The organism is Draconibacterium sp. IB214405, from assembly GCF_033963885.1.
In the GTDB taxonomy this organism is placed as follows: domain Bacteria; phylum Bacteroidota; class Bacteroidia; order Bacteroidales; family Prolixibacteraceae; genus Draconibacterium.
The window spans coordinates 291,250-308,916 of the sequence record NZ_JAXBMA010000004.1 but is presented as its reverse complement, the minus strand read 5'-3'; the positions used below and the strand labels follow the sequence as shown (position 1 = coordinate 308,916).

General features: G+C 41.3%; 15 protein-coding genes. 9 read left to right on the top strand and 6 right to left on the bottom strand.

Going from position 1 to position 17,667, the window contains the following annotated elements; translation table 11 throughout:
• Positions 1–46 precede the first annotated feature (46 nt).
• Positions 47–499, top strand: a complete 453-nt coding sequence (locus tag SLH46_RS13860) for a protein-disulfide reductase DsbD domain-containing protein (RefSeq protein ID WP_320281800.1) — start codon at positions 47–49, stop codon at positions 497–499.
• A 100-nt stretch (positions 500–599) separates the two neighbouring features.
• Here SLH46_RS13860 and SLH46_RS13855 read toward each other — a convergent pair whose 3' ends face one another.
• Positions 600–845 carry a hypothetical protein gene (locus SLH46_RS13855; protein ID WP_320281799.1) on the bottom strand — a complete coding sequence of 82 codons (246 nt, stop codon included), beginning with the start codon at positions 843–845 and terminating at the stop codon, positions 600–602.
• Between the two features lie 119 nt (positions 846–964).
• Between SLH46_RS13855 and omp85 the strand changes: the two genes are divergently transcribed.
• The 4 genes from omp85 (at position 965) to SLH46_RS13835 (ending at position 4,805) form a co-directional block, all read left to right on the top strand.
• Positions 965–2,302 carry an Omp85 family outer membrane protein gene (gene omp85, locus SLH46_RS13850; protein WP_320281798.1) on the top strand — a complete coding sequence of 446 codons (1,338 nt, stop codon included), beginning with the start codon at positions 965–967 and terminating at the stop codon, positions 2,300–2,302.
• A gap of 135 nt (positions 2,303–2,437) precedes the next feature.
• Complete coding sequence (locus tag SLH46_RS13845; protein WP_320281797.1) at positions 2,438–3,073, top strand: hypothetical protein; 636 nt, start codon at positions 2,438–2,440, stop codon at positions 3,071–3,073.
• 89 nt (positions 3,074–3,162) lie between these two features.
• Positions 3,163–4,101, top strand: a complete 939-nt coding sequence (locus tag SLH46_RS13840) for a sensor histidine kinase (RefSeq protein WP_320281796.1) — start codon at positions 3,163–3,165, stop codon at positions 4,099–4,101.
• A gap of 8 nt (positions 4,102–4,109) precedes the next feature.
• Positions 4,110–4,805, top strand: a complete 696-nt coding sequence (locus SLH46_RS13835; RefSeq protein ID WP_320281795.1) for a LytR/AlgR family response regulator transcription factor — start codon at positions 4,110–4,112, stop codon at positions 4,803–4,805.
• 53 nt (positions 4,806–4,858) lie between these two features.
• Here SLH46_RS13835 and SLH46_RS13830 read toward each other — a convergent pair whose 3' ends face one another.
• Both SLH46_RS13830 and SLH46_RS13825 read right to left on the bottom strand, forming a co-directional pair.
• Entirely contained in the window at positions 4,859–6,412 is a 1,554-nt protein-coding gene (locus SLH46_RS13830) for an OmpP1/FadL family transporter (RefSeq protein WP_320281794.1), read from the bottom strand.
• A gap of 43 nt (positions 6,413–6,455) precedes the next feature.
• Positions 6,456–7,886: a hypothetical protein gene (locus SLH46_RS13825; protein ID WP_320281793.1), complete on the bottom strand. Its 1,431-nt coding sequence runs from the start codon at positions 7,884–7,886 to the stop codon at positions 6,456–6,458.
• 97 nt (positions 7,887–7,983) lie between these two features.
• On the opposite strand from SLH46_RS13825, the gene proS reads away from it, so the two are divergent.
• The 4 genes from proS to tilS all read left to right on the top strand — a co-directional run bounded on the left by proS (position 7,984) and on the right by tilS (position 12,967).
• Positions 7,984–9,459, top strand: a complete 1,476-nt coding sequence (proS, locus tag SLH46_RS13820; RefSeq protein ID WP_320281792.1) for a proline--tRNA ligase — start codon at positions 7,984–7,986, stop codon at positions 9,457–9,459.
• Positions 9,460–9,591: 132 nt separating this feature from the next.
• Positions 9,592–10,278: a hypothetical protein gene (locus tag SLH46_RS13815; RefSeq protein ID WP_320281791.1), complete on the top strand. Its 687-nt coding sequence runs from the start codon at positions 9,592–9,594 to the stop codon at positions 10,276–10,278.
• Between the two features lie 86 nt (positions 10,279–10,364).
• Positions 10,365–11,591: a peptidase T gene (pepT, locus tag SLH46_RS13810; RefSeq protein ID WP_320281790.1), complete on the top strand. Its 1,227-nt coding sequence runs from the start codon at positions 10,365–10,367 to the stop codon at positions 11,589–11,591.
• 56 nt (positions 11,592–11,647) lie between these two features.
• Positions 11,648–12,967 (top strand): tRNA lysidine(34) synthetase TilS, encoded by a 1,320-nt coding sequence (tilS, locus tag SLH46_RS13805; protein ID WP_320281789.1) that lies wholly within the window; start codon positions 11,648–11,650, stop codon positions 12,965–12,967.
• 29 nt (positions 12,968–12,996) lie between these two features.
• Here tilS and SLH46_RS13800 read toward each other — a convergent pair whose 3' ends face one another.
• The 3 genes from SLH46_RS13800 to SLH46_RS13790 all read right to left on the bottom strand — a co-directional run bounded on the left by SLH46_RS13800 (position 12,997) and on the right by SLH46_RS13790 (position 17,654).
• A complete protein-coding gene (locus SLH46_RS13800; RefSeq protein ID WP_320281788.1) occupies positions 12,997–13,380 on the bottom strand; it encodes a VOC family protein in 384 nt (127 codons plus the stop codon).
• A 196-nt stretch (positions 13,381–13,576) separates the two neighbouring features.
• Positions 13,577–15,121: a M61 family metallopeptidase gene (locus SLH46_RS13795; protein ID WP_320281787.1), complete on the bottom strand. Its 1,545-nt coding sequence runs from the start codon at positions 15,119–15,121 to the stop codon at positions 13,577–13,579.
• Between the two features lie 232 nt (positions 15,122–15,353).
• On the bottom strand, positions 15,354–17,654 hold the full coding sequence (locus tag SLH46_RS13790; RefSeq protein WP_320281786.1) for a GH92 family glycosyl hydrolase: 2,301 nt from the start codon (positions 17,652–17,654) through the stop codon (positions 15,354–15,356).
• Between the last annotated feature and the right edge of the window lie 13 nt (positions 17,655–17,667).

Below are 17,667 nucleotides of genomic sequence, written 5' to 3'. Positions count from 1 at the left end.
TGAATTAAGCGTATAAGAAGTTTTCGAATCAATAAAATAGTTAGAAATGAAAAAATATTTGTTAGCAGCAGCATTTGTTTTGTTTGTGGTTTTTACACAGGCACAAATGGTGGTTCCGGTAAAATGGGATGTAAAAATCAAACCATTAAAAGGTGGAAATCAGTACGAAATTGTGGCAACAGCAAAAATCGATGCCGGTTTTAAATTATATGGTGTCGATTTGGACGAAGGTGGACCAATAAAAACTTCGTTCAACTTCGAGACCTTGGAAAACTGCAAGCAATTTGGAAAGGCTGTTGAAGTAACTCCATCAAAAAAAGCACACGATAAAACCTTTGACATGGAAGTGAGCTATTTTAAGGAAACGGCTACGATTTCGCATAAAATTTGGGTGACGGAAAAACCGGCTAAAGTTAGCGGTTACATTCAGTGGATGAGTTGTAACGATGATATGTGCACACCTCCAACCGACGAAGAATTTGAATTTGTGATTGAATAAAGAAATTCATTGCTGACCGATAATCGTTTAGCAAAGGAAATAATAGAGTTATTAATGAAGAAAGGGACGTAAGAACGTCCCTTTTTTTATTTCGATAGAATTAAATATCAAGCTGTCCTTCGGCGTTTACAGCCTTAAGATTTCTCACTTTGGTTGTGCCTCCGCCTTCCAGAGTCAGTTCAAGTGATTTATTGGTTTTCCAGGCGCCACGAGTGAAATCAGGCACTTCAATCGGTTTCGATCCGTTGGCAACCGACCACTCGCTTAACGGAGTTATCGAACTCCATGCCGCCGCATCATAGACGTTCATGTCAACAGGCAGTCCGTTCGGTAAACAATTTATCACAAAGCGAAATTGATTATAAAATCATCCTATTTTTAGTTATATTCGACCACGTATTTCAATACAGCTCATTCTAAATGTTATTACTTGTACTTTCTCAGTCTAACTAAAATCGAACAAAAATGAAACGTATTCTGCTTTTCGTTGCTTTACTTTCTTTGGTTATTGGTACTCATGCACAGGAAAGCCTTACAAAACAAGGCTGGAACTTTGGCGCACTACCTGCAGTTACTTTTGATACCGATCTCGGATTTCAGTATGGAGGTTTGATTAACCTGTTTAATTATGGCGACGGAAGCCGCTATCCGAAGTACAATCACAGTATTTATCTCGAAGTGTCGAGGTTTACAAAAGGTAGTGGGATTAATCGTTTTAACTACGATTCGGATCAACTTATTCCCGGACTGAAGACATCGCTCGATATTAGTTACTTAAGTGACCGTGCCTACGATTTTTACGGATTTAATGGCTACGATGCGGTTGTAAACAAAGACTGGTACGACGATGAAACGTCGGATTACAGAACGCGGATGTTTTATAAATACGACCGGAAGTTATTCCGTTTTAAAGTTGATTTACGTGGAGATCTTGCCGGAGAAAAATTTGACTGGGTTGGTGGTTTTAACCTGCTTAATTTTAAGTTGGATTATGTTGATATCGACAAGCTGAATAAAAATAAAGACGATGAAGATTTATTGCCTCCTCATAGCGAGGCACCTGGATTGTATGAAATATACCGTGAATGGGGGATTATTTCGGACGAAGATGCCAACGGTGGTTTTGTGCCAACATTAAAAGCCGGTATTGTTTACGATACCCGCGATAATGAACCTAATCCGATGAAAGGAATGTGGACTGAAGCCGTATTATTGGGGTCTCCCGAGTTTCTGGGTGGCGAACACAGTTTTACAAAATTGAGCCTTATTCATCGCCAGTATTTTACCATTGTACCAAACGATCTGTCGTTTGCCTATCGACTGGCTTACCAGACTACATTAACCGGTACAGCTCCTTTTTATTATCAAACACAATTGATTACCTCGGTAATGAAAAGTGCTACTTCCGAAGGTTTGGGAGGTGCCAATTCGTTGCGCGGAATATTACGAAACAGGGTAGTTGGCGATGGTGTATTTCTTGGTAATGTTGAAGCTCGCTGGAAATTCGCTCGTTTCCAGTTCATTAATAACAACTTTTATTTGGGACTGAATGCTTTTGCCGATTTCGGTCGTGTTACAAAAAAGTCTGAAGTGGATAAATCCAATATCATTGTTCCTGCAATTTACCCAAGTCCATTAGATAGTTATTTCGAAAACGACGCAGAAGCCATGCACTATTCGTTTGGTTTGGGCTTGCGTGTTGCAATGAACGAGAACTTTGTAATTCGTTGCGACTACGGTATGGCCGCCGATGAACGCGATGGCGATTCGGGTGTGTACATCGGATTACATTACCTGTTTTAATGGTTTAGACGGGTTTTCATTTTGCTGCTGAGCGGTGTTTTTATCTCAACGACAAAAAGCCACATCTCAACGAAAAAATTCTTTGAGGCAGTAAATCTCCTCTAAATTTGAGTAGAAATTAAAAAATTAAACAAAATGAAAACGCGTAATATTTTAGTAATCGCAATTATAACTTTGCTGCTCTCGGGGTGTGTAGTCTATTCTTTTTACCCTTTATATACCGACGACGATTTATTTGAAAACGATTTGCTGTTGGGCGAATGGTTCGAGGACGATAACCAGGATGTTGTTTTTGGTGATGGTGATGATTCGTGGAATTTCACCCATCCATTTCTTGGTGATAAAAAAGATGGAATTCGTGACAAAAAAAGATATGTACTCACCCTTACTTCAAACGAGAGTGGAGTAGTGAAAGAATCGAAATTTGAAGTGCATGTAATCAAACTGGCTGATGAGTATTTTCTGGATTTTTACATTGAAGAATACGGAGATGAAGACAATATTACCTTGTCTGACTTGCATCTGGTGCCGGTGCATACTTTTGCCAAATTAAAGGTTTATGAGGATAAACTCGAAATTCGATGGTTCGATCCGGAATGGTTGGAAGATCTGATAAAAGAAAACAAAATCAGGATTCATCATGAGGATAACGGCGATGTTATATTGCTTACTGCCAAGCCTAAAGAATTGCAAAAATTTGTTACGAAATACGTTGATTCGGAAGAAGCTTTTGAAGATGGATTAGACGTTGAGTTATATCGAAAAAAATGAACAGGCGCCTTAAAATAACATTTGGCCGGCTTCTAAAAGACAGGGTATTACAACATATCCTGTTTTGGTGTTTATCGTTTTTAATCTTGATGAACGTACTAAAAGTATCGGCCGAAGTAAAGCAAATCGACCTGATTTACGCGGCTGTTTTTCATCTGCCCATTGTTTGTGTGGTGTACCTGAATCTGAATTTACTTTTTCCGCTACTTTGGGAGCGTGGTAACTATTTTAGTTACGCTGGAGCAGTGCTTGTTTTAACTGCTTTGGGATCGGGCTTTTACCTGCTTTTATTCGATAATTTGATCGACTATATCTTTAAGGGCTATTATTTTATAGCCTATTACAGCTTTTGGGATATCTCACTGTTTTTTGCCATTTACCTGTTTATTTCCAGTTTATTACACCTCGCGCGGGGATGGTTCCGTGCCGAAGAACTTGAAAAGGAAAAATCGCAGGCGGAGCTAAAAGCTTTAAAATCGCAGATCAATCCGCATTTTCTGTTTAATTCGCTGAACAGCATTTACAGCATGGCACGAAAAGAATCAAAAGAAGTGCCTGATAAGATCGTTCAGCTTAGCGACCTGATGCGCCATATTATTTACGAGTCGGATGCCGATTTTATCGATTTGGAAAAGGAAGTGGAAATGCTGCAGAATTATATCGATATGCAGAATCTTCGCTCGGGCAAAAGCCAAATTGTATTCAATATTGTTGGCGAGATAAGAGAGAAAAAAATAGCTCCGTTGTTATTTCTTCCCTTTGTAGAGAACAGTTTTAAACACGGAATGAAAGGTGGAGCAGAAAATGCATTTGTGAAGATTAATGTCGAAGTATCGGGGAAAGTTTTGCATTTTGAGGTTGAAAATAGTAAGGGAAAAGCTAACGATCCGTTTTCGGCCAAATACCACGGTATTGGAGTTGAGAATGTGAGAAAGCGGCTGGAAATGATCTACCCCAATCAACACAAACTTAAAATCTCGGACAACAAAGACACATTTAAAGTACTTTTACAGGTGCAACTGAATTAGTTTTAAGCATGGCCAGAACAAAGACATTAAACTGTATTATTGTTGATGACGAACCTTTATCGCAAGACGTTATCCGCGATTTTATTGAAGCTTGTCCGGAGTTGGAGTTAAGCGGAGTTTGTAACGATGCGCTTGAAGCCGGTCAGTTATTAAAAGAGAAACACGTTGATTTACTTTTTCTGGATATAAACATGCCCAAATTAAGCGGAATTGGGTTTGTAAAAAGTTTAAAAGAACCGCCACTGTGTATTTTGGTCACTGCCTATCCCGAGTTTGCGCTCGAAGGTTTTGAGGTTGATGCGGTTGATTATTTGCTAAAACCCGTTTCGTTCGAACGATTCCGAACTGCAGTCAACAGGGCTATCGAACGTTCTTCTTCCAGAAACGAAAGCACCGGGCAGCACCTGATGGTTCGTGCCAATAAAAAAGATTACCGGCTTAATTTCGATGAAATTATCTACCTGGAAGCACAGGGCGATTATGTACGTTTTGTTACTGAAACCCAATCGTTAATGGTACACGGAAGGTTTAAAGATTTTATTGCACAGCTTCCTGAAGACCGTTTCGGACAGATTCATAAATCGTATGTGGTGTCGTTATCGAAAGTGGTTTATCTCGAAGGAAAACAGGTAAAACTGGGCGATGTAAAGCTACCGGTGAGTCTGAGTTTTAAAGACGCTTTTGTAGCCAAATTAAATGCATAAAAAAAGACACAACCCCGTAGGAATGTGTCTCTCTTAAAATATCGTTTTCTATCTTAGAATTTAAATCCTAAAGTAAATAGTACATCATGTGTCGATCCGTCAAACTTGGCTGCTTCCGGCACCGGGTAGTAACCTGATGAAGGAGCGCTGTATGGAAGTTCGTATTCCTGTTGTTGAGATAAACGGTATGCAAGATCGAAAGTAAAACTTCCAAAATGATAGCCAAATCCGGCCGAATAAATATTCAGTTTGTCGTCAGATTTAAACTGGTCGTTGCCTAACGAAGTTGAATTATATGCGGTTGGATAATACTCGTAACCGGCGCGTAAACTTAAATTGTTAGTTGCACGTAATTCTCCTCCAACACGAATGTTACCTACTGATTTATAAGCATCACTAATTTCCTGGTTCTCGCTGGTAAAGTTATAACCGTCACCACCTCTTCTCAGTTTTGCCGTTGAATAATCAACATATTCATAATCTACACTGATCAAACCTTTTTTAGCAATAACAAATGCACCACTAAAAGTGGCTCGCAATGGAGTTTGCAATTGATAGTCGTAATTATTTAGTGGTGAGAATCCCGAGTCATCGACTACACCTGTTCCATCAAAATCATTTCTTGAATACATAGCAGTATGGAAGAAATCGTGCATGTCGTAAAAAGTTGGCGTATGCAGTGCCACACCTAAACGAACTTCGTTAACAGGTTTGTAAATCATACCAAACTTAAAGTTATAACCTGTTCCGGTAGTTCTCAGGTAACTGTCGAATTGCATATCAACAAAATTCGGAATATTACCCTGTTGGTCCCACTCTTCGTAGGTGCTAGATTCGCGATAATAAATATCTGTTACCCCCAAGGTAGCACCAAGGTAAACTTTATGGTTAAAGTTTAATCCAACGGCAAAGCTGTACTCATCGATCGATCCGGAACGAGAGATACTTTTGCGTTGCGATACCGGGTAGTTTTCAATATTCTGATCGAACGGATTTTTTTGAATATCACTTCGCCAAAGTCCAGCCTCATCATCGTAATAAATTAAATCAGCTCCCGATTCAGTATTTGGATTATAATAGGCCAGTTCTTCATAAAAATCGCTCCAGCCTGCACCGTTAAGATCTTCTCCGTTTGCATTTTCAATCAGGTCGTCGAGAAACGAGCTTGTAACTCCCGAACCACCCATTAAAGCGTTGCTGTTAAAATCCTTCAGTCGGTTGTAACCAATTCCAAGGTTAATACTGATAAGGCCTGCTTCGCTGGTAGCCGCTGTTGGAATGGTAGTTACATAACTTAAATTGTTCAATGCAAAGTTGTATTTGGTATCTTCCATTGAGGTGTTCATGTAATTGCCTTCAGTTTTGCCGTACGTAAATTTTGGAGTAACGGTCAATTCCGACGAGCGGTAAACTCCCAAACCTGCAGGATTTATACTAATTGAAGTGAAATCACCACCTAAAGCCCCGAATGCATTACCCATTGCTCCGGCACGTGCTGTTCCCGATACCTGAATATTAGAATAGCGAAGTGCATCGAGCAAATCCTGTGCCTGCATAAAAAAGGGCACGAAAAGGGCAAGTAAAAGGATTGAAATATTCTTTTTCATGGCAAATAGTTTTTGTCGTTAATGTTCCGGAATGTTACTAAAGCTATCTTCTTCTTCCGCCTGATGAGCCACTAGAACTTCTTGAGCCGCTCGAGCTGCCCGAACTTCTTGAACCTCCCGACGATACGCTGCTACTTCTTCCGCTGCTGCTTCCACTACTTCTGTAACTGCTACTGCTACTGCTACTGCTACTTCTGCTAGGTGTACTGCTTCTGTAACTACTGCTCGATTTTGTTGATGAAGGAGCACGGTACGATCTTGAAGAAGCACCACTGCTTGAGCTGCGGTTGTAGGTAGAGCTTGAACGGTATGATCTGTTGTACGTTGAAGTCGATTTTGGAGCCGAGTAACTGTTAGATGAACGGTTACTGTTACTCGGAGTTACAACACGAGGTGTTGCAGAGCTTGTTGAACTACTCGGTCTTGTATAAGTTCTGCTTGTAGTTGCCGAACCTGGTCGTGTATAACTTTGAGTTCGTGTAGTTGTTGCCGATTTCGAAGAAGTTGACGGGCGGGTAGTAGTGCCTGAATCTCTTCTTCTTTCGGTAAGAACTTGTGCATTATTTGTAGCCGACCGGGTTGTTGTACCGGTTGTACGTCTTGCTGTTGAATTGGCAGTTCTGTCGTTGGCACTTGCTGATTTATTTACAGTGCTCGAACCTCTTCTGTTATTGTTTGCCGAAGCAGCTGCTGCTGAAGCAGACCTGCGGTTGGCATCGCCACGGTATACATTTGTTCCGGTTGATCTGCGTTGACCATAGGAATAACCTCTTCCGTAATCGTTGTAGTAACCGCCGCCGCCATAATAGCCGCCGCCGTACCAGCCGCCACCATACCAGCCTCCGCCGTACCAACCACCGTAATAGGGTGGGTAATATCCGTAGCCCCAGCCATAGTAGGGATAATTATAACCCCAGCCCCAGCCGGAATAGAATCCGCCCCAGCCAAGCGACCAGCTAAGTGACCATGAAGGGTAGTACATTGATGAATAATATGGGTCGTAATAAAACGGATCGTAATAACTCCAACTATCCCAATAAAATGGATCGTAGAAATACGGACGGTGGAAACGGCGGATACGGTAAGCGTAATCCAGTTCCTCGCCATCGTAATAGTTGTTTATTACGTATTTCATTTCATCATCGTTGTAGTAAACAGTTGTGTCGCTGGCTTCCATGTCCATTTGGTCCATGTTGTAGCGCAACACATCAGCATCTTCTTCCGAACCTTCAAATATGTAGTTGTTCATGGTGTTGGTACCATCATCATTTTTTTCAATATTGCTGATGATCATGGTGTTGGCCGATTTCTGAACCGGTTCCTGTGCAACAACCTCTTCAACTGCAATTGGAGGAGGAACTTCACCCGGATTAAAATAGATGTCGTCGGAATAAGTACCTGACACATATCCTCCCGTGGTACAGGCTCCCAGAATGACAGCCAGTAATCCTAATAATGTTAATCTTGATTTCATAAGGTATCCTCCGTTTATTTAATGTCAATAATAATTACTTTCTTTGTAAGCTCAAAATTAATAATGTAAAAACAAAATCTATACCAAATATTAGATTATGGCGAAAGAATTGACCTCGCGTAGCGAGAATTATTCACAATGGTACCAGGATTTGGTAATTAAAGCAGACCTCGCTGAGAACTCAGCAGTTAGAGGCTGTATGGTTATAAAGCCTTATGGCTATGCTATTTGGGAAAAAATGCAGGCCGAGCTCGACCGCATGTTTAAAGAAACCGGTCACGTTAATGCATACTTCCCGTTGTTTATCCCAAAATCTTTTTTTAGCAAGGAAGCCGATCACGTTGAAGGCTTTGCAAAAGAATGTGCAGTGGTAACACACTACCGTTTAAAAAATGATGAAGAAAATGGTGGAGTAGTGGTTGATCCCGATGCAAAATTGGAAGAGGAATTGATCGTTCGACCGACTTCGGAAACCATAATCTGGAACACGTATAAAAACTGGATTCAGTCGTACCGCGACCTGCCAATTTTGTGTAACCAGTGGGCAAATGTTGTACGTTGGGAAATGCGTACTCGTTTATTCCTTCGTACTGCCGAATTTTTGTGGCAGGAAGGTCACACCGCACACGCAACAAAAGCAGAAGCGATCGAGGAAACAGAAAAAATCATTAACGTTTACGCTAATTTTGCTGAGAATTTTATGGCCGTTCCGGTTGTAAAAGGATTAAAATCGGCCAACGAGCGTTTTGCCGGTGCTTTGGAAACTTATTCAATTGAAGCACTGATGCAGGATGGAAAGGCACTGCAATCGGGTACGTCGCACTTCCTTGGTCAGAATTTTGCCAAAGCTTTTGATGTAACTTTTGCAACTAAAGAAGGAAAAGAAGATTACGTGTGGGCAACATCGTGGGGTGTTTCAACCCGTTTGATGGGAGCTTTGATTATGGCACACTCTGACGATAACGGTTTGGTACTGCCTCCAAAATTAGCTCCATATCAGGTGGTGATTGTTCCGATTTACCGTAAAGAGGATCAGTTGGCTGCCATCACCGAAAAAGTGGATGAGATTATTGCCAAATTAAAAGCAAGAGGTATTTCAGTAAAATACGACGATCGCGATACGCGCAAACCGGGATGGAAATTTGCCGAGTACGAATTAAAAGGTGTTCCTGTGCGTTTGGCAATGGGACCACGCGATTTGGAAAATGGAACTGTGGAAGTTGCTCGTCGTGATACATTGACTAAAGAAGTGACTTCGATTGAAAATGTTGATCAGTACGTTGAAGACTTGCTTGATACAATTCAGAAAAATATTTTCCAGAAAGCTTACGATTTCAGAGCCGAAAATACGCGCAAGGTTGATACCTGGGAAGAGTTTAAAGAAGTGTTGAAAACAAAAGGTGGTTTTATCTCTGCACACTGGGATGGAACTCCGGAAACCGAGGACCTCATTAAAAACGAAACCAAGGCAACTATTCGTTGTATGCCTTTGGAATACGAAGAGGAAGAAGGCGTTTGTATCTATTCGGGCAAACCTTCAAAACGTAGGGTATTGTTTGCATTAGCATACTAATATATTTCGAAAGATGCCATCTGGCTGTGTTGAAAAAAACACAGATGGCATCTTTTTATAAAAGCAGCTCAATCGGGCTGCTTTCTTTTTTTTGTGTAATTGTGTACATTTAAAAGTTAATAATTGTACGCTATGACAGAAAAAGAGGTTCGGGCTTCGTTTCTTGAAGCACTGGTAATTAAATCAACGGTAAAACAACAGGTTTACGAGAATACGCTGCAGACTTTCACCATTCTTAAAAAAGTATTGGAGCAACTTGAAAAAGAGTATTTAAAGGCTGTAAAAGGCAAACTACCCGATGTGGCTTTGCCCGATTTCCGAGAAAGGGGACCTTTTGAAGCCGAGTTTAAAGTTGGCGGCGACATGCTTATTTTTAGTATGCACTCTAATGTGTTTGAGTTCGACGACAAACACCCGGTTTGGAAAACAAAATACATAGAGGAAGATCCCATGCGTTCGTATTGCGGTGTAATAAACATTTATAATTTTCTGGCCGACTCGTTTAAATACAACCGTGTAAACGATCTTGGTTACCTGGTTGCCCGGATTTTCGTCAACAAAGACAAACATTTTTTTGTTGAAGGAAAACGCCAGTCAGACGAAGTGGTAAAAGATTTTGCCATCGATACAATTTCTCCCGGAGTAATTCGGCAGATTGTTGAAACAGCTATTCAGTACAGTATCGAGTTTGATGCGTTGATGCCGGTTTACGATCAGGTAAAAATGGCTACCGTCGATCAGATGATGCAAAAAATAAGTCATTCGAAAATGGTTACGGGTAAACGTCTCGGATTTGCTTTCAATTCGGATGACGTTTAAAAGTTTTGTCAGTTTTTATCGTGCACAAAAAATATAAATTTGCACATCCTGTTAAATATTAAATTACAAAGTCAATAGAATAAACAATGGAAAAAGTAGTAGAACGATTTATCAGTTACGCGAAACAATACACCACTTCCGATCCTAAAAGTAAAACGTATCCAAGTACCGACCGGCAACTTGTTTTTATGAAAAAACTGGTTGAAGAGTTGAAAGAGATCGGTTTAAGCGAGGTTGAAATGGATGAGTATGGTTATGTAACCGCAACCATTCCTGCAAATGGTGATAGCGAAAGCCCGGTTGTTGGTTTTATTGCTCATGTTGATACCAGCCCTGATTTTTCGGGTGAAAATGTAGATCCGCAAATCATTGAAAATTACGATGGTTGTTCGGTTTACCTGAAAAACAATGTTTGTATCGATCCAAAACAATTTCCAGAAATTCTGAATTACAAAGGACAGGATATTATTACTGCCGACGGAACAACACTTTTGGGTGCCGACGATAAAGCTGGTGTTGCCGAAATTGTAACCGCAGCGGAGCAGTTATTAAATTCACCTGATTTAAAACACGGAAAAATCCGTATTGCCTTTACTCCTGATGAGGAGATTGGAAAGGGAACCGATCATTTCGATGTGAAGAAATTCGGTGCTGATTTTGCCTACACACTCGATGGTGGTGAAATTGGTGAGTTGGAGTACGAGAATTTTAATGCGGCCGGAGCCACAATCAAAATTAAAGGTCTGAGTGTACATCCCGGAGCTGCAAAAAATAAAATGATAAACGCCTTGCTGGTAGCACATAAAATTATTGCCATGCTGCCTCCAACACAGCGTCCGGAACATACAGAAAAATACGAAGGTTTTTATCACCTCTTATCGTTGAGCGGAGGAGTGGATGAAGCCGAGATGTTGTACTTTATTCGCGATCATGATAAAACTAAATTCGAAGAGAAAAAGCAGTTTTTAACCGAGGTGGTAAACCTGATCAACATCGAATATGGAAACGAGATTGTTGAGATGGAGCTTGCCGACCAGTACTACAACATGCGCGAAAAGGTTGAGCCGGTAAAATATATCATCGAAATTGCTCGCAAGGCAATGCTAAATGCAGGTGTTGAACCGAAGATTAAAGCCATTCGCGGCGGTACCGATGGTGCACGACTATCGTATGACGGGCTGCCTTGTCCAAATATTTTTGCCGGTGGTCATAACTTCCATGGTCCTTTTGAGTTTGTGCCAATCCCATCGATGCTAAAATCAGTTGAGGTGATTCTGAACATTGCACAGGCGGTAGGAAAACACAAAAAATAATTAATCGTCATCCTGAACTTGATTAGGAGTGACAATAATAGAAATGTTGCAGCAACATGTTCGATCAATTTATTACCAACATTAAGGAAAAGCAGCTGATTAAGCCGGAGCAAAAAGTGTTGCTGGCCGTCAGCGGTGGGATCGATAGCATGGTGCTGCTGCATTTATTCGAGCGCTCGGGATTTGACTATGGAATTGCCCATTGTAATTTCAGGTTACGTGGGACAGAATCGGAAGGCGACGAGGCTTTTGTACACGAGCAGGTTGAACAGCACGGCACACAGGCGCATTTCGAATCGTTTGATACAAAAGAGTACGCCTCGCTAAAAGGTATTTCAATTGAAATGGCAGCGCGCGAGTTGCGTTACACATTTTTTGAGCGCATCCGTAAAGAGTATGAATACGATTGTATTGTAACAGCACACCATCAGGACGATCTGATCGAGACTTTCTTTTTAAACCTGTCGCGGAAAACTGGGATAAAAGGCCTTACCGGAATAAAAGAGAAAAAGGGAAAACTAATTCGTCCGCTGTTATTTGCAAGTCGCGAAGACATTGAAAAGTACGCTGCTGAATATTATATTTCCTATCGTGAAGACTCATCGAATAACGAAGTGGTTTACCAACGAAACTTCTTACGTCATAAAATCCTGCCTTTGTTTTCGGAGCTGAATCCGGCATTTAAAAAGAATTTTATGGCCAGTGTCGATAATCTGAAAGTTGTGTACGAAGTGTACGATTACGCCATTGGAAATGAAATTCACGAAGTATTGACAGAGGAAAAAGATCAGTCGGTTATTTCAATTGCGGCGCTTCAGAATTCAGCACATCCCAAAACTGTGTTGTTGGAGGTTCTTTCACGTTTTGGATTTAATTCCAGCGTGGTGGATGCGGTTTTTCAAAGTCTGGAAACGCTTTCGGGGAAACAGTTTTTTTCGAAAACACACCGTTTGGTAAAAGACCGTGATGCTTTGTTTATCCAGGAACTGACAAACGATGAAGACCGCGTGTATTACATCGAAGCGGATGATATGGAATTATTTGCCCCTTTCGATATTTCGGTGGAACGATTGGATGCCAATGATTTTACGATCATAAAAGAGGCAAACATTGCGTGTGTCGATTTGGATGAGATACAATTTCCGCTGTTGATGCGCAAATGGCAGCAAGGTGATTATTTTCAACCACTGGGAATGACCGGATTTAAAAAAGTGAGCGATTTTTTTATCGACCAAAAAATTCCGCTACACGAAAAAGAAAATACCTGGCTGCTTTGTAGTGGAAAAAAGATCGTTTGGATTATGGGGCAACGATTGGATAACCGTTTTAAAGTAAGGCCTGAAACCAAACAAGTCCTCAAGATACAGATTGGATAAATTCTAAGGGATTTTAGTCAAATCTCATACTACGATCTCGAATGCAAAGCGATGCGGTTACCTTCGCTGTCGATTAGCAAGGCCATAAAACCATATTCGTCGGAGATTTTAGTTTTAGCTTGCAACACTTTTCCTCCGGCATCTGCAACGCGTGAAAGTTCGTTATTCAGGTCGCCCGAATGGGCGGTAAAATAAACAACCACTCCGTTGGTAGATGGTTTGTAAAATTCCGGATGACATACCAGCGAACCGGTAGATCCATAACTTTCATCCGTCATCGGGAACCACGCCATATCCAGCGGTCCCATTTTATTGCGACTTAGTTCCACACTCAAAACTGTTTCATAAAATTTTATCGCCCGATCCATGTCGGTAACCGGAATTTCAAACCAGCCTACAGCATTACTTTGCATCTCGTTTTGTTTATTGTTTCTATCAGTAAAACACAGAGGCGGGCACAAGGTTTTATCAGTACTTGTTTTTCAGTGATTTAATAAACGTTCGGGGCTGAATTTGTAACTTGTTCCTTATTGCAAAAGTGGAATTTACACGCTTGGATCGTTCCATTCTATTGCTGACGAGGTAGGTTTAATCATATCTACTTCAGTTTTACTCCCGAAGCCACGACTGCAGAATAGTTTGCTGCTCCTCACTTACGTCATCCAATCGTTCCAGTTTATAAGAAGTATTTCCTTTTTCATTTTTATGTTCGGCAAGTTTTAATCCTGCATAACCGAGATATTTTTTGTAGTCCAACGGGCGGGTGGTTGTAATGTATTCAAACACTTCATCGAGTTTTGCGCCGGCAGCAACTTCGCAAGCCTGCTGGACTTCAGCGTCGGTAAAACCACGTCCCAACTCTTTATAGAAATGATTGTAAAGATAACGCATCACATCGTCGAGGGACTGTTTGTTGTTGCTGTTGTGGCGAATGGCAAAGTCGAGCAGTAGACCTGCTACCGGTCCTTTTACGTAATACGAGATCGAGTGGTCTTCTCCTGCTGTAATTCCAAAAGGACCTTCATCCCAGGTGCGGAAACTCGATTCCGTTAACGACTGGTATTCTTTTCCCGGATCGTTTTCCGCAGCAGTAATTTCATTCGAATAAGCTTGCATAAACTCATCGCTGGTCAATAAACCGGCTTCTTTCAAAACAACATATTCGTAATAAACGGTCAGTCCTTCGCTTACCCAAAGTTGAGTAGTTCGGTTTTCGCGGTCGTAATCAAAAGGCCCCAACTCCACCGGTCGTATTCGTTTTACATTGTAATGATGAAAATATTCGTGCGTGATAAATGACAAAATCCGGTTTTCTGCTTCGTGCGAGCGCAGGTTATTTCCATCAAAACTGATGGTGGTACTGTTCAGGTGTTCGATGCCGCCCATTCCCGGACCAATGGCCAGAAAAGTGTAATGTTTGTATGGAATATCGCCCATAAGTTCCACCGCAGCTTCCACCGATTTTTGCAATTTCGCCATAAATCCAACTTTGTCGAATTCGCCAACTTTATACCCGATAAAACGATGCTCAATACCATGTACTTCGAACGCTGGCAGTTCTTCTAAGTTCCCGATCAGAATTGGACAGTCGTATAAAAAATCAAAGTTTTCAGCTTTGAATTTAGAGGAAGTGCCTTTTACCGGATGAAGTCCGGTGGCAACATCTTTCCATTGCGAAGGAAGTATTACATTCACTTCAGCAGGATTGTTCAACATCCCGTCGACGTACAAATACGTATTGCATGGCGCAATATAAGCATGTTCTTCATCAACTTTGCTTACAGCTACAAATGCGCGTTTGGCCTCCACTGTGTAGCTTACCTTAACTTGTTCAACCGAACCTGAAGCTACTTCCCATGTATTATCGTTTAACTGACTTACCGTTAGTGATTCTCCGTTTCCGTTTTTGGCAGTTAGGTCGCGCACATCTTTGGCGTAATCCATAATCTGGTAATAACCCGGCATCCATTTAGGCATTTTCAGTACCAGCGATTCACTATTTACATCACTGATCGTCATTTCAACCTGGTACGATTCCGATGATGGATCGGGTATTGAAATGGTATAGCTGAATTTGCTTTGAGCACCGGCTGACAACTGAATCAGCGTAAGTATTAACAAAAAGGAAATGGACAGTGCGCGCATATTTTTCATTTTCCGGAATATTGATTTTGAAAAAAGTGGCTTAAATGTAGGATTAATTTGAATTACCCTGGAAATATGCTGGCCTAAATGTCAGTGTATTATGATAAAAGTTATAATCTAAATGAATTTCATCATTCGTGTTAGAACTGATAGAAAACAAAAATTCCATCCTTTTTAAGTAAAACAAGGATGGAATTTTATGGCAGCCAAACCAATCGATTCGGCTTATTTCAGAAATTTCTTATTCTTCGTCAAAAGTCATCGAGTAGGGGAAACTACTTGTTTCCGTTCCACGAGTTTTGTTTGGCTGGCTGGCCATATCAAAAACAATCTCTCCACCATTTTGAATGGTAGCATGTTTCAGGAAGTTTTTATTGTACGATTCGCCATTCAGCACTACATCATTCACATAAACGTTTTCTTTTGAGTTGTTTGTGGCATCAATCACAAACTCATTTCCGTTTTCAAGCGTAACAGTGATTTTGTTGAACAGGGGTGAGCCCAAAACATACTCGTCGGTTCCCGGACAAACAGGATAGAATCCCATTGAACTGAAAACATACCATGCCGAAGTCTGGCCGTTATCTTCATCACCACAATATCCATCGGCCTGGTAAGAGTATAATTTTGTCAATACCTCGCGAACATGCGCTTGTGTTTTCCATGGTTGATCGGAATAATTGTACAGGTAGATCATGTGCTGAATTGGTTGATTACCGTGTGCGTAATTTCCCATCCCGGCAATTTGCATTTCACGAATTTCGTGGATGGTGCCACCATAATATGAATCGTCGAAAATAGGAGGAACAACAAATACCGAGTCGAGCATTGCTACAAACTCATCATTACCTCCCATTAGCTCTTTTAATCCTTCAATATCCTGGAAAACACTCCAGGTGTAATGCCAGCTGTTTCCTTCGGTAAACGCATCGCCCCATTTGTACGGACTAAATGGTGATTGGAAAGTACCATCTTCGTTTTTTCCGCGCATCAACTTGCTTTCTGCATCGTAAACATTATGGAAATTGCGGGCACGTTGTTTAAACAGGTCAATCTCTTCCTGAGGTTTTCCCAGTTCCTGCGCCAGTTTCCAGATACAATAGTCAGCATACGCATATTCAAGTGTACGGGCTGTATTTTCGTTAATTCCTACGTTGTAGGGAACATAACCCAGCTCGTTGTAATATTCGGCACCATAACGGCCAACAGAACTAATATCTTCCATGTGGCCTTTGGTGTTTTTAATCATGGCTTCATACAAAGTTTCAATATCGTAACCGCGGATTCCTTTTAAATATGAATCAGCAATCAGCGATGCCGAGTTTGAACCGATCATACATCCACGGTGACCCGGACTTGCCCATTCCGGCAGCCACCCACTTTCTTTGTAGGTATTTACAAGTCCTTCCATAATCTGGCTGTTTAGGTCAGGATACATCAGCGTAAAGAACGGGAATACAGCACGGAAAGTGTCCCAGAAACCATTATCGGTAAATAGGTACCCCGGCAAAACTTCACCGTTGTACGGACTGTAGTGTACAATCTTGTTGTCGGCATCAAACTCGTAAAATTTACGCGGGAAAAGTAAGGTGCGGTACAAACACGAGTAGAATGTTTTTTGTTCGGCTTCGCTGCCACCTTCTACTTTAATCCGTCCCAGTTCTTTTTCCCAGATTTGCTCACCTTCAGCTTTAATCGTTTCAAACGATTTATCACCAATTTCTCTGCTTAAGTTCAATTCGGCTTGCTCGGCACTGATAAACGATGAGGCAAGTTTTACATTTACTTCTTCACCTTTTTTGGTTTTAAATCCAACGATACCACCTACATGGAAACTTTGTGCTTCAGCGGATTCCTGCAGGTCTTCGTCTTTCCAGGTTTTTACCACCTCAAAATCTTTATCAAAAACGGCGACAAAGTAATTTTTGAAATTGGCAGGTACACCGCCGTGATTGTTCTGGCAGTAACCAATAATTTTACGTTCTTCAGGAATAATTTTTACCATCGATCCTCCGTCGAAAGCATCCAAAAGAATGTAAGATTCGTCGTTCTCCGGAAAAGTAAAACGGAACGACACCGCGCGGTCGGTTGGCGTAAACTCGGTGGTTACATCGTAATCGGCCAGGTACACTTTGTAATAGTGCGGTTGGGCCACTTCTGCTTTGTGCGAAAACCACGATGCACGGTCTGCTCCTTTGAATTTAAGTTCACCGGTAACCGGCATCAGCGAAAAAGCTGCGTAGTCGTTAATCCACGGACTTGGCTGATGTGTTTGTTTAAATCCCTGAATCTTGTACGAATCGTAGGTGTAACCCCATCCGTCGCCCATTCGGCCGGTTTGAGGTGTCCAGAAATTCATTCCCCACGGACGGGCAATGGCAGGGTAGGTGTTTCCGTTCGAAAGTTTATATTCCGAATCGGTACCCATTAATGGATTTACCAGTTCCACCAGCTTTGTGGGTGCGGTTGTAGGTTGAGTGCTGACTTTTGAAGTGCAGCTAAATAGAATTGCCCCAAGGCAAAACAATAAAAAATACTTCATGGTAGTGAGTTTA

What these genes read in the sequence shown, in the direction of transcription:
- SLH46_RS13860 (WP_320281800.1), top strand. Translation starts at nt 47, where the DNA reads ATGAAAAAATATTTGTTAGCAGCAGCATTTGTTTTGTTTGTGGTTTTT.
- omp85 (WP_320281798.1), top strand. Translation starts at nt 965, where the DNA reads ATGAAACGTATTCTGCTTTTCGTTGCTTTACTTTCTTTGGTTATTGGT.
- SLH46_RS13845 (WP_320281797.1), top strand. Translation starts at nt 2,438, where the DNA reads ATGAAAACGCGTAATATTTTAGTAATCGCAATTATAACTTTGCTGCTC.
- SLH46_RS13840 (WP_320281796.1), top strand. Translation starts at nt 3,163, where the DNA reads ATGAACGTACTAAAAGTATCGGCCGAAGTAAAGCAAATCGACCTGATT.
- SLH46_RS13835 (WP_320281795.1), top strand. Translation starts at nt 4,110, where the DNA reads ATGGCCAGAACAAAGACATTAAACTGTATTATTGTTGATGACGAACCT.
- SLH46_RS13830 (WP_320281794.1), bottom strand. Translation starts at nt 6,412, where the DNA reads ATGAAAAAGAATATTTCAATCCTTTTACTTGCCCTTTTCGTGCCCTTT.
- SLH46_RS13825 (WP_320281793.1), bottom strand. Translation starts at nt 7,886, where the DNA reads ATGAAATCAAGATTAACATTATTAGGATTACTGGCTGTCATTCTGGGA.
- proS (WP_320281792.1), top strand. Translation starts at nt 7,984, where the DNA reads ATGGCGAAAGAATTGACCTCGCGTAGCGAGAATTATTCACAATGGTAC.
- SLH46_RS13815 (WP_320281791.1), top strand. Translation starts at nt 9,592, where the DNA reads ATGACAGAAAAAGAGGTTCGGGCTTCGTTTCTTGAAGCACTGGTAATT.
- pepT (WP_320281790.1), top strand. Translation starts at nt 10,365, where the DNA reads ATGGAAAAAGTAGTAGAACGATTTATCAGTTACGCGAAACAATACACC.
- tilS (WP_320281789.1), top strand. Translation starts at nt 11,648, where the DNA reads ATGTTCGATCAATTTATTACCAACATTAAGGAAAAGCAGCTGATTAAG.
- SLH46_RS13800 (WP_320281788.1), bottom strand. Translation starts at nt 13,380, where the DNA reads ATGCAAAGTAATGCTGTAGGCTGGTTTGAAATTCCGGTTACCGACATG.
- SLH46_RS13795 (WP_320281787.1), bottom strand. Translation starts at nt 15,121, where the DNA reads ATGAAAAATATGCGCGCACTGTCCATTTCCTTTTTGTTAATACTTACG.
- SLH46_RS13790 (WP_320281786.1), bottom strand. Translation starts at nt 17,654, where the DNA reads ATGAAGTATTTTTTATTGTTTTGCCTTGGGGCAATTCTATTTAGCTGC.